Source organism: Streptomyces sp. NPDC007983 (genome assembly GCF_042958345.1).
In the GTDB taxonomy this organism is placed as follows: Bacteria; Actinomycetota; Actinomycetes; order Streptomycetales; family Streptomycetaceae; genus Streptomyces.
The window spans coordinates 172,631-196,075 of record NZ_JBIBJI010000009.1; the positions used below are offsets into that span (position 1 = coordinate 172,631).

General features: G+C 72.0%; 28 protein-coding genes. 7 read left to right on the forward strand and 21 right to left on the reverse strand.

Annotated features, from left to right (window positions below; translation table 11 throughout):
* Positions 1–18: 18 nt before the first annotated feature.
* Both ACFZCY_RS27370 and ACFZCY_RS27375 read right to left on the reverse strand, forming a co-directional pair.
* Positions 19–225, reverse strand: coding sequence for a hypothetical protein (locus ACFZCY_RS27370; protein ID WP_055547295.1), 207 nt, complete (start codon positions 223–225; stop codon positions 19–21).
* Positions 226–611: 386 nt separating this feature from the next.
* Positions 612–893: an acylphosphatase gene (locus tag ACFZCY_RS27375; RefSeq protein ID WP_391178680.1), complete on the reverse strand. Its 282-nt coding sequence runs from the start codon at positions 891–893 to the stop codon at positions 612–614.
* Positions 894–1,049: 156 nt separating this feature from the next.
* Here ACFZCY_RS27375 and ACFZCY_RS27380 point away from each other — a divergent pair, with 156 nt between their 5' ends.
* Both ACFZCY_RS27380 and ACFZCY_RS27385 read left to right on the forward strand, forming a co-directional pair.
* Positions 1,050–1,982, forward strand: coding sequence for a CAP domain-containing protein (locus tag ACFZCY_RS27380; RefSeq protein ID WP_391178683.1), 933 nt, complete (start codon positions 1,050–1,052; stop codon positions 1,980–1,982).
* Between the two features lie 114 nt (positions 1,983–2,096).
* The gene (locus tag ACFZCY_RS27385) at positions 2,097–2,546 is read left to right on the forward strand and encodes a winged helix-turn-helix transcriptional regulator (RefSeq protein WP_391178686.1); all 450 of its coding nucleotides are present in this window, start codon (positions 2,097–2,099) and stop codon (positions 2,544–2,546) included.
* On the opposite strand, the gene mutM is transcribed toward ACFZCY_RS27385, so the two are convergent.
* From mutM to ACFZCY_RS27430, 9 genes are all read right to left on the reverse strand, one after another.
* Complete coding sequence (gene mutM, locus ACFZCY_RS27390) at positions 2,489–3,388, reverse strand: bifunctional DNA-formamidopyrimidine glycosylase/DNA-(apurinic or apyrimidinic site) lyase (protein WP_391178690.1); 900 nt, start codon at positions 3,386–3,388, stop codon at positions 2,489–2,491. The genes ACFZCY_RS27385 and mutM overlap by 58 nt on opposite strands.
* Positions 3,389–3,453: 65 nt before the next feature.
* Positions 3,454–4,392, reverse strand: coding sequence for a ribonuclease III (gene rnc / locus ACFZCY_RS27395; RefSeq protein ID WP_391178693.1), 939 nt, complete (start codon positions 4,390–4,392; stop codon positions 3,454–3,456).
* A 19-nt stretch (positions 4,393–4,411) separates the two neighbouring features.
* On the reverse strand, positions 4,412–4,585 hold the full coding sequence (gene rpmF / locus ACFZCY_RS27400) for a 50S ribosomal protein L32 (RefSeq protein WP_009714764.1): 174 nt from the start codon (positions 4,583–4,585) through the stop codon (positions 4,412–4,414).
* Between the two features lie 2 nt (positions 4,586–4,587).
* Positions 4,588–5,178 carry a YceD family protein gene (locus ACFZCY_RS27405; RefSeq protein WP_391178697.1) on the reverse strand — a complete coding sequence of 197 codons (591 nt, stop codon included), beginning with the start codon at positions 5,176–5,178 and terminating at the stop codon, positions 4,588–4,590.
* 171 nt (positions 5,179–5,349) lie between these two features.
* Positions 5,350–6,465: a cell division initiation protein gene (locus ACFZCY_RS27410; protein ID WP_391178699.1), complete on the reverse strand. Its 1,116-nt coding sequence runs from the start codon at positions 6,463–6,465 to the stop codon at positions 5,350–5,352.
* 107 nt (positions 6,466–6,572) lie between these two features.
* Entirely contained in the window at positions 6,573–7,082 is a 510-nt protein-coding gene (gene coaD, locus ACFZCY_RS27415) for a pantetheine-phosphate adenylyltransferase (protein WP_391178702.1), read from the reverse strand.
* Positions 7,079–7,666, reverse strand: a complete 588-nt coding sequence (gene rsmD, locus ACFZCY_RS27420; protein WP_391178704.1) for a 16S rRNA (guanine(966)-N(2))-methyltransferase RsmD — start codon at positions 7,664–7,666, stop codon at positions 7,079–7,081. The genes coaD and rsmD overlap by 4 nt, the downstream gene beginning before the upstream one ends.
* A gap of 138 nt (positions 7,667–7,804) precedes the next feature.
* A complete protein-coding gene (gene recG / locus ACFZCY_RS27425) occupies positions 7,805–10,048 on the reverse strand; it encodes an ATP-dependent DNA helicase RecG (RefSeq protein ID WP_391178707.1) in 2,244 nt (747 codons plus the stop codon).
* Between the two features lie 51 nt (positions 10,049–10,099).
* Positions 10,100–11,845, reverse strand: a complete 1,746-nt coding sequence (locus ACFZCY_RS27430) for a DAK2 domain-containing protein (RefSeq protein WP_391178709.1) — start codon at positions 11,843–11,845, stop codon at positions 10,100–10,102.
* A 221-nt stretch (positions 11,846–12,066) separates the two neighbouring features.
* Between ACFZCY_RS27430 and rpmB the strand changes: the two genes are divergently transcribed.
* The gene (gene rpmB, locus ACFZCY_RS27435) at positions 12,067–12,252 is read left to right on the forward strand and encodes a 50S ribosomal protein L28 (protein WP_009714771.1); all 186 of its coding nucleotides are present in this window, start codon (positions 12,067–12,069) and stop codon (positions 12,250–12,252) included.
* Between the two features lie 83 nt (positions 12,253–12,335).
* On the opposite strand, the gene thiD is transcribed toward rpmB, so the two are convergent.
* Together thiD and ACFZCY_RS27445 are read right to left on the reverse strand one after the other, a co-directional pair.
* Positions 12,336–13,193: a bifunctional hydroxymethylpyrimidine kinase/phosphomethylpyrimidine kinase gene (gene thiD / locus ACFZCY_RS27440; protein WP_391178713.1), complete on the reverse strand. Its 858-nt coding sequence runs from the start codon at positions 13,191–13,193 to the stop codon at positions 12,336–12,338.
* A gap of 10 nt (positions 13,194–13,203) precedes the next feature.
* Complete coding sequence (locus ACFZCY_RS27445) at positions 13,204–14,172, reverse strand: thiamine-phosphate kinase (protein WP_391178715.1); 969 nt, start codon at positions 14,170–14,172, stop codon at positions 13,204–13,206.
* 137 nt (positions 14,173–14,309) lie between these two features.
* Between ACFZCY_RS27445 and ACFZCY_RS27450 the strand changes: the two genes are divergently transcribed.
* A complete protein-coding gene (locus ACFZCY_RS27450) occupies positions 14,310–14,543 on the forward strand; it encodes an Lrp/AsnC family transcriptional regulator (protein WP_009714774.1) in 234 nt (77 codons plus the stop codon).
* Between the two features lie 170 nt (positions 14,544–14,713).
* Here ACFZCY_RS27450 and ACFZCY_RS27455 read toward each other — a convergent pair whose 3' ends face one another.
* The 3 genes from ACFZCY_RS27455 to ACFZCY_RS27465 are packed head-to-tail and all read right to left on the reverse strand — an operon-like array spanning position 14,714 to position 17,695.
* Positions 14,714–15,886, reverse strand: a complete 1,173-nt coding sequence (locus ACFZCY_RS27455; RefSeq protein ID WP_391178719.1) for a D-alanine--D-alanine ligase — start codon at positions 15,884–15,886, stop codon at positions 14,714–14,716.
* Between the two features lie 34 nt (positions 15,887–15,920).
* Positions 15,921–16,922 carry an NAD(P)H-dependent glycerol-3-phosphate dehydrogenase gene (locus ACFZCY_RS27460; RefSeq protein ID WP_391178722.1) on the reverse strand — a complete coding sequence of 334 codons (1,002 nt, stop codon included), beginning with the start codon at positions 16,920–16,922 and terminating at the stop codon, positions 15,921–15,923.
* A complete protein-coding gene (locus ACFZCY_RS27465) occupies positions 16,919–17,695 on the reverse strand; it encodes a 1-acyl-sn-glycerol-3-phosphate acyltransferase (RefSeq protein ID WP_391178725.1) in 777 nt (258 codons plus the stop codon). Before ACFZCY_RS27465 ends, ACFZCY_RS27460 begins: the two co-directional genes overlap by 4 nt.
* Before the next feature lie 142 nt (positions 17,696–17,837).
* Here ACFZCY_RS27465 and cofC point away from each other — a divergent pair, with 142 nt between their 5' ends.
* A complete protein-coding gene (gene cofC / locus ACFZCY_RS27470; RefSeq protein WP_391178728.1) occupies positions 17,838–18,515 on the forward strand; it encodes a 2-phospho-L-lactate guanylyltransferase in 678 nt (225 codons plus the stop codon).
* Between the two features lie 48 nt (positions 18,516–18,563).
* Positions 18,564–18,767 carry a hypothetical protein gene (locus ACFZCY_RS27475; protein ID WP_055547329.1) on the forward strand — a complete coding sequence of 68 codons (204 nt, stop codon included), beginning with the start codon at positions 18,564–18,566 and terminating at the stop codon, positions 18,765–18,767.
* Between the two features lie 99 nt (positions 18,768–18,866).
* Here the strand turns inward: ACFZCY_RS27475 and ACFZCY_RS27480 are convergent, their stop codons facing one another.
* From ACFZCY_RS27480 to leuC, 4 genes are all read right to left on the reverse strand, one after another.
* Positions 18,867–19,454: an HU family DNA-binding protein gene (locus tag ACFZCY_RS27480; protein WP_391178731.1), complete on the reverse strand. Its 588-nt coding sequence runs from the start codon at positions 19,452–19,454 to the stop codon at positions 18,867–18,869.
* A 125-nt stretch (positions 19,455–19,579) separates the two neighbouring features.
* Complete coding sequence (locus tag ACFZCY_RS27485; RefSeq protein WP_055547333.1) at positions 19,580–19,825, reverse strand: hypothetical protein; 246 nt, start codon at positions 19,823–19,825, stop codon at positions 19,580–19,582.
* A gap of 124 nt (positions 19,826–19,949) precedes the next feature.
* Positions 19,950–20,543: a 3-isopropylmalate dehydratase small subunit gene (gene leuD, locus ACFZCY_RS27490; RefSeq protein ID WP_391178735.1), complete on the reverse strand. Its 594-nt coding sequence runs from the start codon at positions 20,541–20,543 to the stop codon at positions 19,950–19,952.
* Between the two features lie 6 nt (positions 20,544–20,549).
* Positions 20,550–21,980 (reverse strand): 3-isopropylmalate dehydratase large subunit, encoded by a 1,431-nt coding sequence (gene leuC / locus ACFZCY_RS27495; protein WP_391178738.1) that lies wholly within the window; start codon positions 21,978–21,980, stop codon positions 20,550–20,552.
* A gap of 141 nt (positions 21,981–22,121) precedes the next feature.
* Here leuC and ndgR point away from each other — a divergent pair, with 141 nt between their 5' ends.
* Positions 22,122–22,838 (forward strand): IclR family transcriptional regulator NdgR, encoded by a 717-nt coding sequence (ndgR, locus tag ACFZCY_RS27500; RefSeq protein ID WP_055547339.1) that lies wholly within the window; start codon positions 22,122–22,124, stop codon positions 22,836–22,838.
* Positions 22,839–22,875: 37 nt separating this feature from the next.
* Here the strand turns inward: ndgR and ACFZCY_RS27505 are convergent, their stop codons facing one another.
* On the reverse strand, positions 22,876–23,358 hold the full coding sequence (locus tag ACFZCY_RS27505; RefSeq protein WP_391178741.1) for a monooxygenase family protein: 483 nt from the start codon (positions 23,356–23,358) through the stop codon (positions 22,876–22,878).
* Positions 23,359–23,445 lie beyond the last annotated feature (87 nt).

A 23,445-nucleotide genomic window follows, 5' to 3' on the forward strand; every position in this document is an offset into this window, starting at 1 on the left:
CCGGCCCGAGGGCTGGGGTCAGGCGAGCGCAGGCTCCGCCTGGGATACGTCGATGCTTTCGAGCAGCGAGTCGCCGTGACGAGCGGCGGCGGACAGCGCGTCGTTTTCGGCCTGAATCCGAACCAGCTCGGATTCAAGATCCTGAACGCGCTGCTGAAGCCGTCGCATCTCGGCGAGGACTCGGGGGTCGGAGCCGCCGACGTAACCGAGAAGCGCCTTTGCCATGATGGATGGTCCTCCACACTGAGTGACCGACCGAAGCGGTGGTGGGTCGTGAGGGATTTCGCACCCGCGATGTCCGCCGATATTGCCGTGCTGAGGTGGCGGACAAGTTAAGGTGCGCGGGGACTTCCAGAGTCTCACCAATTGGTTTGAGGGTCAACACGATCACATGCCGCCGGCACCGCGAGGGCCGAGAGCACAAGGGGCGGCAGCTGCGCCGCCCGCTCTCCAGAGGGCCCGTAGCGGTTGGGGATCTTCCTACGCTCCGCAGCCTTCCACGGAGCGGCGACATTCGCAACCATCAGCCGGTTTCTGCTCACAGCGCGCACGGAAGGCGTGGTCAGCGCGGTGCCGGAAGAGGGCCGAACGGGGGTCCCGAGGGGGCTCGCTCAGCGGATCTCGAAGCTGTCGTAGCCGCCGCGCGGTGTGTCCCAGATCTCGGTGACACCGTCGACCCGCCCGGGCGTGTCGCCCTCCCGCAACCAGTCGAGCAGCCGTTCGCACCCCGCGCGCGGGCCCTCCGCGACGACCTGGACACGGCCGTCGGAGAGGTTGGAGGCGAATCCGGCGAGGCCTCCGATGCGCAGTGCGTTGGCCCGGGTGAACCACCGGAAGCCGACGCCCTGGACACGGCCGCGGACCCACGCGGTGAGGCGCACGTTGTCGTTCATGTCTGCACGCTAACCGGCTAATTGGCGCCTCGGCACATCCACCTCCTGCCGCATGGCGTACAGTCCCGGCTCAACAAGACTCACTCACACGAGTGACACATGAGTTGACCACACGAGCCACACATTTGACGCTCTCGTGCACAAGGAAGGCAGGAGATGGGCCGCCATCGACGATCTGCCCCCGGATCCGCGACGCCGCCCCAGGTGGGCGCCGGCCGCCACCGGGGACCGCGCCGTAGCCCTCTCGCACCGGTGAGGACCGGGCTGTTAAGTGTGTCCGCCGCGGTCGCGGTGAGCGCCGTGGCCATGGCCTCCGGACTGGTCCCGGGCCCAGCGGGTCTCGGCGGCAGTGAGCCCGCCGGGCAGCAGGTGCAGGCCGGCGGGTCGCCCGGCACCGGCCCAGACGCCCAGGACCCGGGGACGGCCATCCCCTCGGGCGGCACGGGGACGTCGACGAGCCCCGGCGGCGACCCCCCGCAGGCCCCGTCCGGCACCCCCTCCGCAACGCCGTCGAAGCCCGCCGGAACGCCGTCCACGACACCCTCGGACGAGCGCCCGAGCTCCCCGTCCGGCAGCACGCCCGGCGGCTCCTCGGACGGCGGCTCCTCGGACGGCGGCTCCTCGGACGGCGGGGGCTCGGACTCGACCCCTCCGTCCCGTACGCCCACGACCGACCCGGTGCCCAGCCTCCCGCCGGAGAAGCCCGACCGGGCGGCGGCGGCCGAGAAGGCGGTCATCGCCCTGGTGAACCAGGAGCGGGCGACGGCCGGCTGCCAGCCGGTGACCGAGGACCCGAAACTCGCCCAGCTGGCGCAGGACTTCGCCGACGACATGGCGATACGCGACTTCTTCGACCACCTCGACCCGGACGGCCAGGACCCCTGGGAGCGCGCCAAGCTCGCGGGCATCCTGGACCTGGGCGGGGAGAACATCGGCCGCGGCCAGACCACCGCGCAGGCCGTGATGGACTCGTGGATGGACAGCCCCGACCACCGGGCGAACATCCTCAACTGCCAGTACAAGACACTCGGCGTCGGCGCGCACTTCGGCGACGACGGCCCCTGGTGGACCCAGGACTTCGGCTACTAGAACGGCGAACGGGCGGCCCGGGCGTCACGCGTACGCACACCGGGCCGCCCAGTCATGCCCGCTTACCGGACGACAGCGCGACCCATGGGAGAGCGCTGCGCGTATGGTATGTGCATGGAATGTGAACGCACCGCCGGGAGCTGTCCGCAGGCGGACGCCGCCGGGGACGGGGCCTTCGACGTGTTCGCGCGCGCCTGTCCGTCCCGCGCCACGCTGGAGCACGTCACCGGCAAGTGGGGCAGCCTCACCCTGACCGCGCTGCACGAGAGCGGCTGCCGCTTCAACGAGCTGCGGCGCCGGGTCGACGGGGTCAGCGAGAAGATGCTGTCCCAGACGCTGCACGCGCTGGAGCGGGACGGTCTGGTGCACCGCGAGGCCCAGCCGGTCAATCCGCCGCGCGTGGACTACCGGCTCACCCCGCTGGGGCACGCGGTCGCCGAGCGGCTGCTGTCGCTGATCGGTCTGGTCGAGGAGCGGATGCCGGAGGTGCTGAGCGCCCGGGAGGCTTACGACGGGCGGCGCGCCGGGAACACCGAGGCCCCGGCCGGGCGCGGCGGGCGCTGACAGCGCGGACAGAAGTAGCTGGAGCGGTTCATCCAGGGGCGGCGGCGCATGGCGGTGCCGCAGCGGCGGCACGGCTCGTCCTCCCGGCCGTACGCGTCGAGGGAGCGCTCGAAGTAACCCGACTCGCCGTTCACATTGACGTAGAGGCTGTCGAAGCTGGTGCCGCCCACCGCCAGCGCCGCGCTCATGACGTCCCGCACATGGCCGAGGAGTTCGGTGGAGCGCGGCCGGGTGAGGGTGGCGGTCGGCCGGTCGTAGTGCAGCCGGGCGCGCCACAGCGCCTCGTCGGCGTAGATGTTGCCGACGCCGCTGATCAGCGACTGGTCGAGCAGGGCGCGCTTGACGGTCGTACGGCGGCGGCGCAGTGCGAGGTGGAAGGCCGCCTCGTCGAAGGCGGGGTCCAGCGGGTCGCGGGCGATGTGCGCGATGGCGTCCGGCAGCCCCTCCAGGTCGCCGGGGACGGAGCCGTGCAGCGAGAGCCCGCCGAAGGTCCGCTGGTCGACGAAGCGCAGCTCGGTGCCCAGGTCGTCGGCGAACCGGACCCGGATGCGCAAGTGCTTCTCGTCCGGGGCGTCGCCGGGCTGGACCAGCAGCTGGCCGCTCATGCCGAGGTGGGCGAGCACCGCTTCGGGGGTGTCCTCGAACGGCAGCCACAGATACTTGCCGCGGCGGCGGACCGCCCCGGTGCGGCGGCCCTTGAGGCGGGCCGCGAAGTCCTCCGCGCCGCCGATGTGGCGGCGTACCGCGCGGGGGTGCAGCACCTGGACCTCGGCGACCGTGCGGTCGCTGATCCAGCGCTCCAGACCGCGTCGGACCACCTCGACCTCGGGCAGCTCGGGCAACGTGTCTCCTGAAGGAGGGATCACCGGCGCTCCGGCCCCGGTCGGTGACCGGGGCCGGACGGTGCCTATCGGGTGGTGGTCGCCGAGTCCGCGGCCGGGGCGCTCGTGGCCTCGGTGCCTTCGGCGACTGCCTCGGCTTCCGCCGCTGCCTCCGCCTTGGCCGCGGCTTCCGCCGCTGCCTCCGCTTCGGCTTCGGCCTTCGCTTCGGCCTCCGCCTTCGTCTGCGCCTCGTCGGCGGCCGCGCGGATCGCGCGCCAGGCGGCCTCGGCCGCCTGCTGCTCGGCTTCCTTCTTGCTGCGGCCGGTGCCGGTGCCGTACGCGACACCACCGACGCGGGCGGCAGCCGTGAAGGTCTTCTCGTGGTCGGGCCCGGTCTCGGAGACCAGGTACTCCGGAACCCCAAGACCCTCGGTGGCGGTCAGCTCCTGGAGGCTGGTCTTCCAGTCCAGGCCGGCGCCGAGGTTCGAGGACTTCTCGATCAGTGGGTCGAAGAGCCGGTGCACCAGTTCGGCGGCGGCGTCGAGTCCCCGGTCGAGATAGACCGCGCCGATCACCGCTTCCAGGGTGTCGGCGAGAATGGATGCCTTGTCCCTGCCCCCGGTGCCCTCTTCGCCCCGGCCGAGCCGGATGAAGGCGCCGAGGTCCAGCCCCCGGCCCACCTCGGCGAGCGCGCGCGAGTTGACCACCGCGGCCCGCAGCTTGGCCAGCTGGCCCTCGGGCAGGTCCGGGTGGATGCGGTACAGCGTGTCGGTGACCACCAGGCCGAGCACCGAATCCCCGAGGAATTCCAGCCGCTCGTTGGTGGGCAGCCCGCCGTTCTCGTACGCGAAGGAGCGATGGGTCAGCGCACGCACCAGAAGGGCGGACTCGAGCTGGTACCCGAGCCGCCCTTCCAGGATCGTGTGGGACGAGGCCTTGTCCGCCTGGACCGTATCGCCGCCGCGCTGATGACCTCCGCGAGGTTCACCCGCGCGCTTGCGGGACGGCGTGCTGGCGTCCGACATAGAGCCTGTCACCCGCCGATCAGACCTCGAGGACCTGGCGGCGGTTGTAGGTGCCGCAGCTCGGGCACGCGATGTGCTGCTGCTTCGGCTCGTGGCAGCGCTCGCACGCCACCAGGGTGGGGACCGCAGCCTTCCACTGCGACCGGCGGTGGCGCGTGTTGCTGCGCGACATCTTCCGCTTCGGAACAGCCACGGCTACTTCTCCTGTGGGTCATCCCCGCGCTGGCGGGGGGCGTTGTCCTTCTCGCCGTCCTGAATGGACTCGGCGAGTCCCTGCAATGCCGCCCAACGGATGTCGACGGCTTCGTGGTGGTGGTCCGGGTCGTCCGCGAGCCGCGCACCGCAATCGGCACACAGCCCGGGGCAGTCCTCCCGGCACACCGGCTGCAGCGGCAGTGACAGCACCACCGCGTCACGCAGCACGGGCTCGAGGTCGAACAGGTCGGCCTCGAGGAAGAGCGTGTCCTCCTCCTCGGCGTCGTCGCCGGTGTCCGCGTCGCGGCTCCGGTCGTCGGCGTCGGGGTAGGAGTACATCTCCTGGAAGTCCGCTTCGAGCTCTCGCTCCAGCGGCTCCAGACACCTTACGCACTCCCCCGTGAGCGGTGCACGGGCGGTGCCTGTGACAAGCACCCCTTCCATGACCGACTCCAGGCGGAGATCAAGCTCCACGGTCGCGCCCTCCCGCACCCCGATGACCTCGATACCGAGGTCCTTGGGGGCCGCCACGGAGCGGGAGACCCGCTTCAGCGCACCAGGACGCCGCCCCAGCTCGCGCGTGTCGAACACGAGGGGGGCACGGTGGTCGAGGCGGGCGTTCAGGGCTTCCTGCTTTCTACGCTGCGGCGGGCCGCCCGGCACGGACTTGAAGCGGGCAGCCGAGATCGCGGACGTACGCGCGACCGAAGAGCCAGGATACTGGACGGGCCGCCCCAGGCCCAATCGGGTTCCGGCGCCGCTCTAGCGCCCCTGCTCGTACTGGCGCAGCTGATCGAGGTCGATCATGCTCGTGTCGAACAGGCTGGTCTCGTCGAGCGCGGCGCCCGGCTGCTGCGGGGGGTACGGGGGCTGCTGAGGCTGCTGCTGCTGGGCGTAGCCGTTCGGGTCGTAGCCCTGGGGCTGCTGCCAGCCGTAGGCGTCCTGCTGCTGATAGCCGTTCTGCTGCGGATACCCGGCCTGCCGGCCGTAGGGGTCGGGCTGTTGTACGTAGCCCTGCTGCTGATAGCCGTACGCGTCCTGCTGCTGGTAGCCCGCGGCGGCGTAGTACCCTCCGTCGGCCGCCGCGGGGTCCATCGCGGCGGGGTCCATCGCCGCGGGCTGTACGGCCGTCGGCTGGACGACGGGCGGCTGCACGATCGCGTCCTGGGACTGGGCCAGCTCCGCGTAGTAGTCGTCGTCGCTGGTCCGCAGGGCCTGGGCGGTCGCGTCCTGGGCGGCCATGTGGGCGCCCAGCTCATCGGCCGGGCGGGAGCCGAGCAGCTTCTGCCGGCCCCGGCCGACCGCCTCCAGGGTCTTGCCGAGGACCGCGGAGACGGCCCCCAGCTTGGTGTCCACGTACTCGTCGGCGCGCTGCCGCAGGGTCTGCGGATCGGCGCTGCGCTCCGGCTCGTCGTCCATGCCGTCGCCGCCGGGCGTGCGGCCGAGCAGCTTGTCGCGGCCGCGGTCCACCGAACCGATGGTCTTGGTCAGCACGACCTCGAAGTTGGCGAGCTTGCTGTCGACGTAGTCGTCGGCCTCGGCGCGGATCTCCTCGGCCTCCCGGCGGGCCTCACCGAGGATCCGGTCGGCCTCCTCCTGGGAGGTGCGGGCCACCTCGGTCTCCGAGATCAGCCGGGCGCGCTCGGCGTGCGCGGCCTCGACGATCCGCGTCGCCTCCTGGCGGGCGTCGTCCACCATCCGGTCCCGCCCGCCGATCAGCTCCTCGGCATGGGCGAGGGAGTCGGGGAGCGCGGCGCGCACCTCTTCGAGCATGGCGAGCAGCTCGGCGCGGTTGACCACGCACGAGGCCGACATGGGCATTCCCCGGGCGCTGCCGACGGCGCTCACGATCTCGTCGAGCTTCTTCTGCACGTCCACCTTGGGTGCTCGCAGTCTGAGTCGGAAGGGATGAGACGGGACCGACTGTACGGCCAGCGGGCGCCTGCCCGACACCCGCTGACGCGCCGTCAGTCGTCAGTCCGCGGTCACTTCCGCCGGAGCCGTTCGGCCAGGGCCTCCAGGACGAGCGGCGGCACCAGGTGGGAGATGTCGCCGCCCCAGGCCGCGACCTCCTTGACCAGGCTGGAGGAGAGGAAGCTGTAGGTGGGGTTGGTGGGCACGAAGAGGGTCTCCACGCCCGACAGGCCGTTGTTCATCTGGGCCATCTGCAGCTCGTAGTCGAAGTCGCTGACGGCCCGCAGCCCCTTGACGATGGCGGGGATGTCGCGCTGCTTGCAGAAGTCCACGAGCAGCCCGTGGAAGGACTCCACCTCCACATTGCCGTACTCGGCGGTGGTCTGGCGGAGCAGATCCATCCGCTCCTCCACCGTGAACAGTCCCTGCTTGGACTTGTTGATCATCACGGCGACGTGGACGACGTCGTACAGCTTGGACGCTCGGGCGATGATGTCCAGGTGCCCATTGGTGACGGGGTCGAAGGACCCCGGACAGACGGCGCGGCGCAACGGAAGTTCCTCGCTCTCGGGTCCGGTCATGACGCGTTGTCGCACGTCGAGGCGGCGCGACCGTACCAAAGCGTGCCCTCGCCGTAGCGACGGGACCGCAGTCCCTCGAAACCGGCCGGCCACCCGAACTCCCCGCCTCTGGTGCTGCGCTCCACGGTGGCCAGCGCGTCGGGTGCGAGCCAGCCTTTGCCACGGAGTGTGAGCAGGATCTCGCGGAGATCGTCATCGGTGACGGCGTAGGGCGGGTCCAGGAAGACGACGTCGTACGGGCCGGTGGCCGGGGGCGGGCCGCCGGCGGTCACCGCGGCCTTCGCGGTACGCAGCTCCGCGCCGGGCAGCCCCAGCGCCCGGATGTTCTCCCGGATGGTGCGGGCGGCGCGCGCGTCCGACTCGACCAGCAGCACATGGGCCGCGCCCCGGGACAGCGCCTCCAGGCCGACCGCGCCGGAGCCGCCGTACAGATCGAGGACCCGGGCCCCGCTCAGCGAGCCGAGCAGCGATTCCCAGGTGGAGAACAGGCCCTCGCGCGCCCGGTCCGAGGTGGGTCGGGTGCCGTTTCCCGGCGGCACGGCCAGGCGGCGTCCGCCGGCCGCTCCGGCGATCACGCGGGTCATGGGTGTGGCAGTCCTTCGCGGTGGTCGTCACGGTGGTGGTCGCGGTGGTCGGGGCAGCGGCGGGCAGTACGTCGGGCCGCTGCCCCTCCACGATATGGCGTCCGGCGCCGCTCGGGACCCCCGCGTGGCGGCGCCGGCTCATCCCTTGTCGAGGAATTCCTCCCGCTCCTTGTCCAGCAGGGCGTCCAGCGCGATGCGCAGCTCCGGGTAGCCGGTCAGCTCGGGGTCGGCCGTGACGATCGCGGTGGCCTCCTCCCGGGCGGCGGCGATGACCTCCTCGTCGTCGATGACGGCGAGCACCCGCAGCGAGGAGCGGACGCCGGACTGGGCCTGGCCGAGCACATCACCCTCGCGGCGCTGCTCCAGGTCGATCCGGGACAGCTCGAAGCCGTCGAGTGTGGCGGCGACCGCGCCGAGCCGCACCCGGGCGGGGCTCGCCTCGGGCATCTCGGTCACCAGCAGGCACAGCCCCGGGGCCGAGCCCCGCCCGACCCGGCCGCGCAACTGGTGCAGCTGGGAGACGCCGAACCGGTCGGCGTCCATGATCACCATGGCGGTGGCGTTGGGCACGTTGACGCCCACCTCGATGACGGTCGTGGCGACCAGCACATCCACCCCGCCCGCGGCGAAGCGGCGCATCACCTCGTCCTTGGCCTCCGGCGCCATCCGGCCGTGCAGCACCTCCACCCGCAGATCGCTCAGCGGGCCCGCGGCGAGCTTGTCGGCGACGTCGAGGACCGCGAGCGGCGGGCGCTTCTCCGCCTCGTCCTCGGCGCTCTTCTCCTTGTCCTCGGCGGATTTCTGCTTCGCCGCCTTGGTCGCCTTCTCCTCGTCTTCCTCGTCTCCGATGCGCGGGCACACCACATACGCCTGGTGTCCGCCCGCCACCTCCTCCCGCACCCGCTCCCAGGCCCGGGCCAGGAAGTGCGGCTTGTCCTTGGCGGGCACCACATGGGAGGCGATCGGGGAACGGCCGGACGGCAGCTGGTCCAGGACGGAGGTCTCCAGGTCGCCGAAGACGGTCATGGCGACGGTCCGCGGAATCGGGGTGGCCGTCATCACCAGCAGATGCGGGGGCTGCTTGCCCTTGGAGCGCAGGGCGTCGCGCTGCTCGACCCCGAAGCGGTGCTGCTCGTCGACCACCACCAGGCCCAGGTCGTGGAACTGGACCTTGTCCTCGATGAGCGCGTGGGTGCCGATCACGATCCCGGCCTCGCCGGTGACCAGGTCCAGCAGCGCCTGGCGGCGGGCGGCGGCCCCCATGGAGCCGGTGAGCAGCACGACCTTGGTGCCCTGCTCGGCGCCGCCGAGCATCCCTCCTTCGGCCAGCTCGCCCATCATCTCGGTGATCGACCGGTGGTGCTGCTGGGCGAGGACCTCGGTCGGCGCGAGCATCGCCGCCTGTCCCCCGGCGTCCACGACGCCGAGCATCGCGCGCAGCGCGACCATCGTCTTGCCGGATCCGACCTCGCCCTGGAGCAGCCGGTGCATGGGGTGGTCGGTGGCCAGGTCGGCGAAGATCTCGGCGCTGACCTTCCGCTGGCCGTCGGTGAGGGTGAACGGCAGCCGCGCGTCGAAGGCGTCCAGCAGGCCGCCCTCCACCGGCCTGCGGGGCGCGGCGGGCGCCGTCGCGTCGGCCTGGCGGCGGCGGGCGAGGGCGACCTGCAGGACGAACGCCTCGTCCCACTTGAGCCGGTCGCGCGCCGCGGCGATGTCGGCCTTGGTGCGCGGCCGGTGGATGCTGCGCAGCGCCTCGGGCAGTGTGGCCAGGCCGCGGCCCTCGCGGAGGCTTTCGGGCAGCGGGTCGATCAGCCCGGCCAGCGCGGCGTCCTCCCGGCCCGCCGGGCCCAGGACGGTGTCGACGGCCTGCTGGATCTGCCAGGACTCCATCTGCTTGCAGGCCGGATACAGCGGCAGCAGCTGGTTGGCGAACGCCTCCACGGCCTCCGAGCCGCTGTCCGGGCGCAGCAGCTTGAACTCGGGGTGCGCCAGCTGCCGCTTGTGGTTGAAGACCGAGACCTTCCCGGCGAACATGGCGCGGCTGCCGGGCAGCAGCTCCGCGCGCGGCTTGTGGACGCCCTTGCCGAAGAAGACGAGCTGGAGGCGGCCGCTGCCGTCGGTGATGGTGACCTCAAGACGCTGGCCCCGGCCGCTGTTGAACTTGTGCACGCGGGCGTCCGCGACCTGCGCGACGACGGTCACATGCTCGTCCAGGGGCAGATCGGACAGGCGCGTCAGCTCACCGCGCTCCGCGTACCGCCGCGGGTAGTGGTGCAGCAGGTCGCCGACCGTGTGCAGGCCGAGGTGCTCGGCCATCACCTTCGCGGTGTTGCCGCCGAGGACTTTCTTCAGGGGTTCATCCAGCACGGGCACGCAGTCCATTGCACACCACACCACCGACAAGCGGGGGCATTCACCGGGTCATGCCCGGGATCATTCGACGCCTATGATCAGCGGCGCGGAGGGCTGGCCGCCCCGGTAGACGACCGTGTCGACGGCGAAGTGGCCCTCCCGTACGTGCCGCTCCAGCCGCTCGGCGATCTCGTCCGGGAGGCCCGCGCCGAGCACCAGCGTGACCATCTCCCCGCCCGCGGCCAGCATCCGGTCCAGGACCGTCTCGGCGGTCGGGGCCAGCTCGGCGCCGATCACCGCCACATCGCCGTCGATCAGGCCCAGGACGTCCCCGGCCTGGCAGACCCCGGCCATGGTCCAGGACCGGTGCTCGGCGACGGCCAGTTCGGCGCAGCGGGTGGCGCCCGCGGCGGAGGTCATCGCGACGACGTCCTCGTCGAAGCTGCGGGCGGGCTCGTGCACGGCGAGCGCGGCGATGCCCTGGACCGGGGAGCGGGTGGGGATGACGGCGACCCGCACGCCCTCGGCGCGGGCCTGCGCGGCGGCGGCCGCCGCCGGGTGGCGCAGCCCGGCGTCGTTGGGCAGCAGCACCACCTCGCGGGCGTGGGCCCGCCGGATCGCCTCGGCCAGCTCGCTGCCGCCGGGCGGCTTCCCGGGGTCGGTGGCGACCACGGTGGCCCCGGCCTCGGCGCACAGCGCGGCGAGGCCGTCGCCGGGGACGACGGCGACCACGGCGCGGGTCGCGCGCTCGCCGGCCGGCCCGTCCGGCCGCCGCTCGGTGCGGTCCAGCTCCGGGGCTGCGGGGCGGCGCTCGGCGGGGGCGCCGAAGTGGGTGATGCGGATGCGGTACGGGCGTCCGGCCTGGATGCCCGCCTCCACCGCGGCGCCCGCGTCGTCCACATGGACGTGGACGTTCCACAGTCCGTCGCCGCCGACGATCACGAGCGAGTCACCGAGTGCGTCCAGCCGCTCGCGCAAGGCCGCGACGGCGCCGTCACCGGCTTCCAGGAGGTAGATCACCTCGAACGCGGGCCCGTCGGCGGAACAGTCCACCGGCCCGGCCCCGGCGATCTCCCCGGCGGGAGCGGGGATGGCGGGGGCCGCGGGCGGCGCCGCCGGGGGCTCGCCGGACAGCGCCTCGGCGAGCCCGCCCAACACCGTGACCAGGCCGTAGCCGCCCGCGTCGACGACGCCCGCGCGGGCCAGGACGTCGAGCTGTCCCGGGGTGGCCTGGAGTGCGGCGCGCGCCCCTTCGTACGCCGCGCGCGCCACCGCGCCGACGTCCCCGGTGGCCCGCTCCGCGCCCTCGGCCGCGGCCACGGCCACGGTCAGCACGGTCCCCTCGACGGGGTGCGCGACGGCGAGGTACGCCAGGTCGACGGCGCGCCGCAGGGCCCGCCGCAGCCCGCCCGCCTCGTCGCCGTCCTCCGCACTGTCACCCTCGGCCAGCACGTCCGCCATGCCGCGCAGCAGCTGGGCCAGGATGGTGCCGGAGTTGCCGCGCGCGCCGATCAGGGCGCCGTGGGCCATGGCGCGCACCACGTCGGCGAGGCTGGGACGGGCGGCACCGGCCGAGGCGGGGTGGCGCTCGAAGGCGGCGTCGACGGCCTGGGCGGCGGACTCGACGGTCAGATACAGATTGGTGCCGGTGTCGCCGTCCGCGACCGGATAGACGTTGATCGCGTCGATGTCCTCGCGGGCCCGGCCCAGCGCGTCCAGGGCGAGCCCGCACCAGATCCGTACCGCATCGGCGTCGAGCGTGTGCGGCACGTACGTTCTCCTCGGGACGGTGAGGGATGTCTCAGGGGACGGGGACGGGTCGGGCATCGCGTCATCGCAGGCTAGTCGGCGCCCACCGCGGGTGCTGGGGCAGCCATGATAGTTTCGTTGTACGGGAGTGGCCGTTGTATGCTGCTCCGGTTGCCCGATGAGAGTCGGGCTATTCCCCCTGGCGCCGCCGGTCTTCCACGATCCTGGCTACGCCGGGGTTCCCGATAAGTTTCTGTCTCCTCGCGGGAAGCGAGGCTGACCCGTCTTTGGAGTAACCCGTGGCTGCCAACTGCGACGTCTGCGGCAAGGGGCCGGGCTTCGGCAACAACATCTCGCACTCGCACCGCCGCACCCGCCGTCGTTGGAACCCCAACATCCAGACGGTGCGCGCTGTGGTCGGTCGGACCCCGAAGCGGCTCAACGTCTGCACCTCGTGCATCAAGGCCGGCAAGGTCTCGCGCTAGGCGCACGCCTTCCCCGCGCGAGCGGGATTCCGGTTGCCGAGGCCGGTCCACCATGACGTGGACCGGCCTTTACGCATGCTCCGCTACGTACGGGGCGGGGCGGTCAGCCAGCCGTGGTCGACCGGGCCGATGCCCGTGCCCAGGGGGAAGCCCGCGGCGATCGCGCCCGTGACGTACTCCTTGGCCGCCGTGACGGCCTCCGGGACCGCCATGCCGCCCGCGAGGTAGGTGGCGATCGCCGAGGCGAGGGTGCAGCCGGTGCCATGGGTGTGGCGGTTGTCATGGCGGGGCGCCCGCAGCCAGTGCTCCTCGGTGCCGTCGGTGAGCAGGTCCACCGCGTCGCCCGGCAGATGGCCGCCCTTGATCAGCGCCCAGCGCGGGCCGAAGTCCAGCACCGCGCGCGCCGCCCGGCGCAGATCGCCCTCCGAACCGGCCCGGATGCCGGTCAGCTGGGCGACCTCGTCCAGGTTGGGGGTGGCGACGGTGGCGGTGGGCAGCAGCTTGGTGCGGACCGCGTCCAGCGCCTCGGCGGCCAGCAGCGGATCGCCGTGCTTGGAGACCCCGACCGGGTCGACGACCACCGGGGCGGGCAGCCCCGCCAGCAGCCCGGCGACGGTCTCGACCAGCTCGGTGGTGGCCAGCATGCCCGTCTTGACCGCCTGGACACCGATGTCGTCCACGACGCTGCGGAACTGGGCGCGGACCGCCTCGGCGGGCAGCTCCCAGGCGCCCTGGACGCCCTGGGAGTTCTGCGCCGTCACCGCGGTGAGCACGCTCATCCCGTGCGCGCCCAGGGCCAGCATCGTCTTCAGGTCGGCCTGGATGCCCGCACCGCCGCCGGAGTCCGACCCGGCGACGGTGAGGACGCGGACGGGCACCCGGTGGTCGCGGGGGACGCGGGGTGCGCCGGGCACGCGGGGGTCATCGGTAGACGTGGCCATATGGCCGAATCTACTCGGCGCCCTGGTCATCCCCGAAATGGTCCCAGCCCGCGTGCACCCAGGGCGCCCCGTCGACCGTCACCTGCGGCAGCGCCGACGGGTTGAGCACCTCGCCGATCACCTTCCAGCGGGCGGGCAGCTTCACGTCCGACGGGAAGGTGGCCACGATCGCGTGGTCCTCTCCCCCGCTGAGCACCCACTGGATCGGGTCGACGCCCACCGCCTGCCCGATGTCCGACATCTGCGAGGGGATGTCGATGTCCCCCGAGCGCAGATCGATACGGACCTGGCTGGCCTCGGCGATGTGCCCGAGGTCGGCCACCAGCCCGTCGCTGACGTCGGTCATCGCGGTCGCGCCCAGTCCGGCGGCGGCCGGTCCCGCGTGGTACGGCGGCTCCGGGCGGCGGTGCGCCTCGACGAAGGCGCGCGGCGAGCGGAAGCCGCGCGAGAGCACCGCGTGCCCGGCGGCCGACCAGCCCAGCCAGCCGGTGACGGCGACAACGTCGCCCGGCCGGGCACCGGATCGGGTGACCGGCTCGTGGTTGCGCAGATCGCCCAGGGCGGTGATGGCGATGGTGATGGCGTCCCCGCGCACCACGTCGCCGCCGACCACCGCGGCGCCCGCCACCTGGCATTCGTCGCGGATCCCGTCCATCATCTCGGCCGGCCAGGTCACCGGCAGATCCGCGGGCACCACCAGGCCCAGCAGCAGCGCGGTCGGCACCGCGCCCATGGCCGCGATGTCCGCGAGGTTCTGCGCGGCGGCCTTGCGGCCGACGTCATAGGCGGTGGACCAGTCCCGGCGGAAGTGCCTGCCCTCCAGCAGGACGTCCGTACTGGCCACCACCCTGCGGTCCGGTGCGGCCACGACCGCGGCGTCGTCACCGGGCCCCAGCTTCACCGCCGAGGTGGTGGTGAGCCGGGACGTGAGCTCTCTGATGAGCCCGAACTCCCCCAACTCGCCCACGGTGCCCTTCATCGCATTGCCCCTTCGTGCTCGTGGCCCTGTGCCCGCCGCGCCGCGCACCCCGCGCGGGTCTCCCCTCGCCGCGTGGCGACGCGGTACCGTGGCGTCCCTTCTCCCCACATGATCCTCGTAGCCGCCCTGGAGGTTCCGTGGTACAGGCTTACATCCTGATCCAGACCGAGGTCGGCAAGGCGTCGACCGTCGCCGACGTCATCGCCAAGCTCCCGGGGGTGATACAGGCCGAGGACGTCACGGGTCCGTACGACGTGATCGTGCGCGCCCAGGCCGAGACGGTCGACGAACTCGGCCGCATGGTGGTCGCGAAAGTCCAGCAAGTGGAAGGGATCACGCGCACGCTCACCTGCCCGGTGGTGCATATCTGAGTCCAGCTCCCCCGCATGCTAGGCCGGTGAGTTCCGCACACCGATGCCGGGGACGTACGCCCGCGAGGCCGATGCGCTGACCGACCTCGCGGGCCCCGTCGAGAAGACCGTTGCGGCGGGTGTGGTGCGACGGGCGCGGGCCGACCGGCCCGCGTCCGGCCGGACATCCCCTAGCGCAGCCCCGTGGAGCGGCGCAGCGCGGCCTGGATGAGCCGGTCCACCAGCTCCGGGTAGCTCACGCCGCTCTCCTGCCACATGCGCGGGTACATGGAGATCGGGGTGAAGCCGGGCATCGTGTTGATCTCGTTGATCACGAACTCGCCGCTGTCCAGCAGGAAGAAGTCCGCGCGCACCAGGCCCTCGCAGGACACCGCGTCGAACGCGCGCACCGCCAGCTCCCGGACCCGCTCGGTCTGCTCCGCGGTGAGCGGCGCGGGCACGACACCGGGGGCCGCGTCGATGTACTTGGCCTCGAAGTCGTAGAAGTCGTGGGTGGAGACCGGGGGGATCTCGGCGGGCACGCTGGCCCGCGGCCCGTCCTCGAACTCCAGCACCCCGCACTCGATCTCGCGGCCGCGCAGCAGCGCCTCCACGATGACCTTCGGGTCGTGGTGCCGGGCGGTCTCGATGGCCTCGTCCAGCTGCTCGGGGCGGTCGACCTTGGTGATGCCGATGGAGGAACCGGCCCGCGAGGGCTTCACGAAGACCGGCCAGCCGTGCTCACCGGCGAACTCGGTGATCCTGGCGCGGGCGGCGGCGGGGTCCCGCTCCCAGTCGCGGGGGCGGATCACCTCGTACGGGCCGACGGGCAGCCCGAACGAGACGAACACCCGCTTCATGTACTCCTTGTCCATGCCGACGGCGGAGGCCAGCACCCCGGCGCCCACATAGGGCACGCCGGACAGCTCCAGCAGCCCCTGGAGGGTGCCGTCCTCGCCGTACGGGCCGTGGAGCATGGGGAAGACGACGTCGACGTCGCCGAGCGCCTTGGGCACCGCGCCCGGCTCGCTGTAGACGACCTCGCGGCTGCCCGGGTCGACCGGCAGCACGACCGACCCCTCCGCGGACTCGGCGAGCCGTTCGACGCTCGGGAGCTGCCGGTCCGCGATGGCCATCCGCTCGGGCGCGTCGGCGGTCAGTGCCCAACGGCCGTCCGCCGTGATGCCGATCGGCAGCACGTCGTACTTCTCGCGGTCGATGGCGCGCAGCACGGCCCCCGCGGTGACCACGGAAATGGCGTGCTCGGAGCTGCGGCCGCCGAAGACGACGGCGACGCGCGGCTTCCGCGGCTCACCGGCGGAGGAAGCCGGGGCAGGGCTTGAGGAAGGAGTCTGGCTGCTCATATCGCGTTGAGGTTACCTTGCGGTTCGGACGACGTCAGTGCCGCTCGGCCTTCGCGCTGCGCGACATCAGCTCTTTGAGCGCGACGAGCGGCTGTTTGCCGTCGTGGACGATGCCCACCACGGTCTCGGTGATCGGCATGTCGATGTCGTGGCGCCGGGCGAGATCCAGTACGGACTCGCACGACTTGACGCCCTCCGCCGTCTGCCGGGTGACCGCGATGGTCTCCTCCAGGGTCATGCCGCGGCCCAGGTTGGTGCCGAAGGTGTGGTTGCGGGACAGCGGCGAGGAGCAGGTGGCGACCAGGTCTCCCATGCCCGCCAGGCCCGCGAAGGTGTGCGCGTCGGCGCCCATCGCCAGGCCCAGCCGGGTCGTTTCGGCGAGCCCGCGGGTGATGAGGGACGCCTTGGCGTTGTCGCCGAGGCCCATGCCGTCTGCGATGCCGACGGCCAGCGCGATGACGTTCTTCACCGCGCCGCCGAGTTCGCAGCCCACCACGTCGGTGTTGGTGTACGGGCGGAAGTAGGGGGTGTGGCAGGCGGTCTGGAGGCGGCGTGCCACGTCCTCGTCCCGGCAGGCCACCACGGAGGCCGCGGGCTGCCGGGCGGCGATCTCCTTGGCGAGGTTGGGGCCGGTGAGCACCGCGACGCGCTCCGCGGGCGCGTCGGCGACCTCCGCGATGACCTCGCTCATGCGCTTGGCGGTGCCGAGTTCGACGCCCTTCATCAGGGAGACCAGCACGGTGTCGGCGGGCAGCAGCGGGGCCCATGCGGCGAGGTTGCCGCGCAGCGTCTGGGAGGGCACGGAGAAGACGGTGAACTCCGCGTCGCGCGCGGCCTCGGCCGGGTCGGTGGTGGCCCGCACCCCGTCGGGGAGGCGGATGCCGGGGAAGTAGTCGGGATTGGTGCGGCCGGTGTTGATGGCCTCGACGACATCGGGCCGGCGGCCCCACAGCGTCACCTCGCAGCCGGCGTCGGCGAGCACCATCGCGAAGGCGGTGCCCCAGGAGCCGGTGCCGTAGACGGCGCAGCGCGTCACTTGCTCTCCTCTTCGGCCGCGGGGCTTTCGGCCAGGGGGCGCGGCTGGTCGGCGATGTGCGGCCGGTCGGCGGAGACCTCGCGTGCCCGGGCGGGCACCGGCTCGCCGCGGACCTCGGCGAGGAGTTCGGTGACGGCGGCCATGATGGTGTCGGTGGCCGCCCGCAGCACGTCGGCGGTGGGCTCCTGGCCGTAGTACTCGGACAGGTCCACCGGCGGGCCCGCGTGCACCTTGAGCGTCTTGCGCGGGAAGAGCCGGACCTTCTTCTCCTTGGCGTACGGCGGTACGGCCTCGTTGGCGCCCCACTGGGCGACCGGGATGACCGGCGCCTTGGTGAGCAGGGCGACCCGGGCGGCGCCGGTCTTGCCGCGCATCGGCCACATGTCGGGGTCGCGGGTCAGGGTGCCCTCGGGGTAGAAGGCCACGCACTCGCCCTTGTTGATGGCGTCGACGGCGGCCCGGAAGGCGTTGGCCGCGTCGGTCGACTCGCGGTAGACGGGGATCTGGCCGGTGCCGCGCAGCATGGTGCCGACGAAGCCGCCCCTGAAGAGGGCGGCCTTGGCGAGGAAGCGGGGCACGCGTCCGCTGTTGTACTGGAAGTGCGCGTAGGAGAGCGGGTCGAGATACGAGTTGTGGTTGATCGCGGTGATAAAACCACCGTCGGCGGGAATGTGCTCCATTCCGTGCCAGTCCCGCTTGAACAGAACCACCAGTGGCGGTTTCACCATGACCGCCGCCATGCGGTACCAGAAGCCGATTCTGCGGCCGGACACTCGGAACATCCTCCTCTTGGACCCTGCTGACCTGCTGGCTTGCTGCCGTCCGGGCAGCCGCACAAGTGTCGCTCCAGGTACTCGGTCTGTCGAGGACACCGTAACCCCGCGACGTCCGGGGCAAGCCGGGCAGCAGGCGAGAATGGGGTCCGTGGGAAGAAACGCAAGCCCTGTGCTGTGGACGCTGGTGGTGCCGCTCAAGCCCCTGTCACGTGCGAAGAGCAGGCTCTCCGACGCCGCCGGGGACACCCTCCGGCCGGGTCTCGCGCTGGCGTTCGCCAAGGACACGGTGGGGGCGGCGCTGGCGGGCCGGAGCGTCGGCGGGGTGACCGTGGTCACCGACGATCCGCTCGCCGGGCGCGAGCTGGCGGCCCTCGGCGCCCGGATCCTGCCCGATACGCCGGGGCGCGGGCTGAACGCGGCGCTCGCGCACGGCGCCCGGGCGGTCCGGGAGGACCGTCCCAGGGCCTCCGTGGCGGCGCTGAACGCCGATCTCCCGGCGCTGCGGACGGCCGACCTCGACCAGGTGCTCGAAGCCGCCGCGGGCTTCCCACGCGCCTTTCTGGCAGACGCGGCGGGGGTCGGCACGACTCTCCTCGCGGCGGCGCCGGGCACCGACCTCGCCCCCGCCTTCGGGGGCGCCTCCCGGGCCCGGCACCGGGCATCCGGGGCGTACGAGATCGAGCTGCCCGGGGTCGATTCGGTGCGCCGCGACGTGGACACCGGCGAGGATCTGCGCGCGGCGCTGGCGCTGGGCGTGGGCACCCACACGGCCCGGCTGTGCGGCACCCCGCGGGCCGCGCCCCTGCCCGGCACATAGGGGTGCCCCGGAGGGAGGCGGCGGGTGGTGCGGACTAGGCTGGCGGGTATGCAGGGAACGGCCTACACCTACGACCCCGACGCCCGTACGGGCAGTGTGCTGCTCGACGACGGCACTCCCCTGCCCTTCGACGCGGCGGCATTCGACGCCGGGGGGCTGCGGATGCTGCGGCCCGGGCAGCGGGTGCGGATCGAGGTGGCGGGCGAGGGCGCCGAGCGGCGCGTCGTCTTCGTCACCCTGCAGACGTTCTGAAGCGCCCGGCGGTGGTTCCGGGCCCGTGACGCACCGCGGGCCGGGCTCCCTCTTCGGAGCCCGGCCCGGCGCGTGAACGGTGCCGCTGCGCGGCGACGACTAGCGCTTCCTGGCGGTGGTGGACTTCTTGGCGGGGGCCTTGCGCGCGGTCGTCTTGCGCGCCGGGGCCTTCTTCGCGGCGGCCTTCTTGGCGGTCGTCTTCTTCGCCGGAGCCGCCTTCTTGGCGGCGGCCTTCGTCGCCGGGGCCTTCTTCGCGGGCGCCTTCTTGGCGGCGGCCTTCTTGGCGGTCGCCTTCTTCGCCGGAGCCGCCTTCTTGGCGGTGGCCTTCTTGGCCGCGGCCTTCTTCGCGGCGGCCTGGAGGCTGCCCTTGGGGGCCTTCTTCACGGCCACCTCGCCGCCCCGCGGCAGCTTCTTCGAACCGCTCACCAGGTCCTTGAAACCCTGGCCCGCGCGGAAACGCGGCACCGAGGTCTTCTTGACCCGGACGCGCTCCCCGGTCTGCGGGTTACGGGCGTACCGGGCGGGCCGTTCCACCTTCTCGAACGAACCGAAACCGGTGACCGAAACTCGATCCCCGCCGACCACCGCGCGGACGATGGCGTCCAGTACCGCGTCGACCGCGTCGGCGGCCTGCTGTCGTCCGCCGACCTTGTCTGCAATCGCTTCTACGAGCTGCGCCTTGTTCACGTCTTCCCCTTCGGAGACATTGCCGGAACGAATGTGTTCAAGCTTTTTCGCACGTTAGGCAGATATATACCGCAAATCAAACACGAAACGGGCTAATCACCCTTGTGCCGCAACGCACTCGGTCGTCATGGACTTCGGTCGGAGTCGGGATCTTCGGGGAAACGACCCTCGTCGAGGTCGTTCATCAACCGCTCCAGACGCCTTGCCGCGTCTGCGAGATCGTGTTTTGCCGCTGCCGTGATCACCAGCAGCTTCCGGGACAGCGCCATCCGTACGCCCTCCGGGACTTGCAGTGTGCGCACCCTTGTGTGCGCTTCCTTGAGCCGGTCGGCGACAAGACCGTAGAGCTCGAGTTGGCCGTCGCGTTCCATGCACTGATTGTGCCATCTGAGGCGAGTTGTCGCTTCACGGGGCCTCAACATGACGATGCGCCGCCAGTCCGAGGACTGGCGGCGCATCATGCCAAACCCGCTCTGTGCAGGGGAAACCGGGGGGTCAGAGCACCGTCGTGCTGGGCTTGAAGGAGGGGCGGCGAGCCTCGTACGCGACGATGTCGGCCTCCTCCCTGAGGGTGAGGCTGATGTCGTCCAGCCCCTCCAGGAGTCGCCACCGGGCGTTCTCGTCAAGCTCAAAATCAGCCGTGATTCCCTCGGCTCGAACCTGACGGTCGACGAGGTCCACGGTGACCTCCGCGGTGGGGTCCGCCTCGACCAGCTTCCACAGCCGGTCCACGGTCTCCTGCGGCAGGACGACGGTCAGCAGCCCGTTCTTGAGGGAGTTGCCGCGGAAGATGTCGGCGAAGCGCGAGGAGATCACGGCCTTGAAGCCGTAGTTCTGCAGCGCCCACACCGCGTGCTCGCGCGAGGAGCCGGTGCCGAAGTCGGGACCGGCCACCAGAACCGTCCCGCCCTTGCGCTCGGGCCGGTTGAGCACGAACTCCGGGTCCTTGCGCCAGGCCTCGAACAGCCCGTCCTCGAAACCGTCGCGGGTGACCTTCTTGAGCCAGTGCGCGGGGATGATCTGGTCCGTGTCGACGTTGCTGCGGCGCAGCGGAACGGCCCGGCCGGTGTGCGTGGTGAATGCTTCCATGGCTGCTCAGACCCCCACGGGAACGGTGACGTCGGCGTCGGACAGGTCGGCGGGCGAGGCCAGGTGGCCGAGCACCGCGGTGGCGGCGGCGACCTGCGGGGAGACCAGATGGGTACGGCCGCCCTTGCCCTGCCTGCCCTCGAAGTTGCGGTTGGAGGTGGACGCCGAGCGCTCACCGGGGGCGAGCTGGTCGGGGTTCATGCCCAGACACATCGAGCAGCCCGCGTGCCGCCACTCGGCGCCGGCCTGGGTGAACACCTTGTCCAGCCCCTCCTCCACGGCCTGCAGCGCCACCCGCACCGAGCCCGGGACCACCAGCATCCGCACCCCGTCGGCCACCGAACGGCCCTGCAGGATCGAGGCGGCGGAGCGCAGGTCCTCGATGCGGCCGTTGGTGCAGGAACCGACGAAGACGGTGTCCACCTTGATGTCGCGCAGCGGCTGACCCGCCGTCAGACCCATGTACTCCAGGGCCTTCTCGGCGGCGAACCGCTCACTGGCGTCCTCGAAGCCGGCCGGGTCCGGCACCGACTCCGACAGCGGCGCGCCCTGGCCGGGGTTGGTGCCCCAGGTGACGAACGGGGCCAGCTCGGAGGCGTCGATGACCACCTCGCGGTCGAACACCGCGTCGTCGTCGCTGCGCAGCGTGCGCCAGTACTCGACGGCCGCGTCCCAGTCCTCGCCCTGCGGGGCGTGCGGGCGGCCCTCGAGGTAGGCGAAGGTGGTCTCGTCCGGGGCGATCATGCCCGCCCGGGCGCCCGCCTCGATGGACATGTTGCACACGGTCATCCGGGACTCCATCGAGAGCTTCTCGATGGCGGAGCCGCGGTACTCGATCACGAAGCCCTGGCCGCCGCCGGTGCCGATGCGGGCGATGATCGCCAGGATCAGGTCCTTGGCGGTGACGGTCTCGGGCAGCTCGCCCTCGACGGTGACGGCCATGGTCTTGAACGGCGCCAGCGGCAGCGTCTGGGTGGCCAGCACGTGCTCGACCTGGCTGGTGCCGATGCCGAACGCGAGCGCGCCGAAGGCGCCGTGGGTGGAGGTGTGGCTGTCACCGCAGACCACGGTGGTGCCGGGCTGGGTCAGTCCCAGCTGCGGTCCCACGACGTGGACGACGCCCTGCTCGACGTCGCCCAGCGGATGCAGACGCACCCCGAACTCCGCGCAGTTCTTGCGCAGCGTCTCCAACTGGGTGCGGGAGACGGGGTCCGCGATCGGCTTGTCGATGTCGAGGGTCGGGGTGTTGTGATCCTCGGTCGCGATGGTGAGGTCGGTACGGCGCACCTGGCGTCCGGCCTTGCGGAGGCCGTCGAACGCCTGGGGGCTGGTCACCTCGTGCAGCAGGTGCAGATCGATGAAGAGGAGGTCCGGCTCGCCATCGGCGTGCCGGACGACATGGTCGTCCCAGACCTTCTCCGCGAGTGTCCGTCCCATCGCTTTCCCTCCGGCCGGCCTCTTCGCCGGCCCAACTCGTGTCGAGTGCGTGCCCTGGCCTGCGGGCCCGCCATTCCAGAGTGGCGGGTATCCCGAAAAATTGAACTTGCGTTTCACAGTGTGAGACGCGAGTATCGTCTCATGGACAACTCTAGCGGCGTCGGCGTTCTCGACAAGGCGGCTCTGGTACTGAGCGCTCTGGAGTCCGGTCCGGCCACCCTCGCGGGGCTGGTCGGGGCCACCGGTCTCGCGCGCCCCACGGCGCACCGACTCGCGGTAGCACTCGAGCACCACCGGATGGTGGCGCGTGACATGCAAGGCCGCTTCATTCTGGGCCCGCGCCTGGCCGAGCTCGCCGCGGCGGCGGGCGAGGACCGGCTGCTCGCCACGGCCGGGCCGGTCCTCACCCACCTCAGGGACGTGACCGGGGAGAGCGCGCAGCTCTACCGGCGCCAGGGCGACATGCGCATCTGCGTCGCGGCGGCCGAGCGGCTGTCCGGATTGCGGGACACCGTGCCGGTCGGCTCCACCCTCCCCATGAAGGCGGGCTCGGCGGCCCAGATCCTCATGGCCTGGGAGGAGCCGGAGCGGCTGCACCGGGGCCTGCAGGGCGCCCGCTTCACCGCGACGGCGCTGTCCGGCGTACGGCGGCGGGGCTGGGCCCAGTCGATCGGCGAGCGGGAGCCGGGCGTCGCGTCCGTGTCCGCGCCGGTGCGCGGCCCGTCCAACCGCGTGGTCGCCGCCGTCTCGGTCTCCGGACCGATCGAGCGGCTGACCCGCCACCCGGGCCGCATGCACGCCCAAGCCGTCATCGACGCGGCCGCCCGCCTCTCCGACGCCCTCCGCAGGGGCAACTGATCACGGCGTTACGGCGCCCATCGCGCCCTTACGCGTCCTATAGCGACAGCCGGTCGGCCGCGCGCTCGCCGCGGCGGCCGACCGGGACGACTCCGGTGGCCTTGGCCAGCCCGAACGCCGGCATGTCGTAGTAGATCGCCTCGTGCGCACCGGCCGGTACGGCGTACGTCTCGTGCCAGATGCCGACCCTCCCCCGGCCCTCCCGCGCCCGCCGGTTGAACGCGGCCCAGGCCGGGCGGTGCTCCTTGTCCTGCGCGGAGGCGTAGGCCAGCAGCTTCTCGTGCGAGCCCCAGTACTGGACGACGTACAGCACCCGGGGCGGGCCGGCCAGCAGCTGGTAGCCCAGCAGCCCGCTCTCCTTGTCCCGGGACAGCTCGCGCAGCATCCGCGGCATGGCCGTGAACACCGGCCACCAGCTGCGCAGCGCGCGGAAGCGGTTGACGCGCATCCCGATGAGGAAGACGGTCACCTCCCCCTCGGCCTCGGCGGTCATACGGCCTTCGATCACATCGGCACCCATGGTGATCCCCTCGTTCCGACGTCGCGATAGCTTTGGATAGTGAAGCTATCCCATGCTTGGATAGTGACACTCTCCAAGCACGAGCAC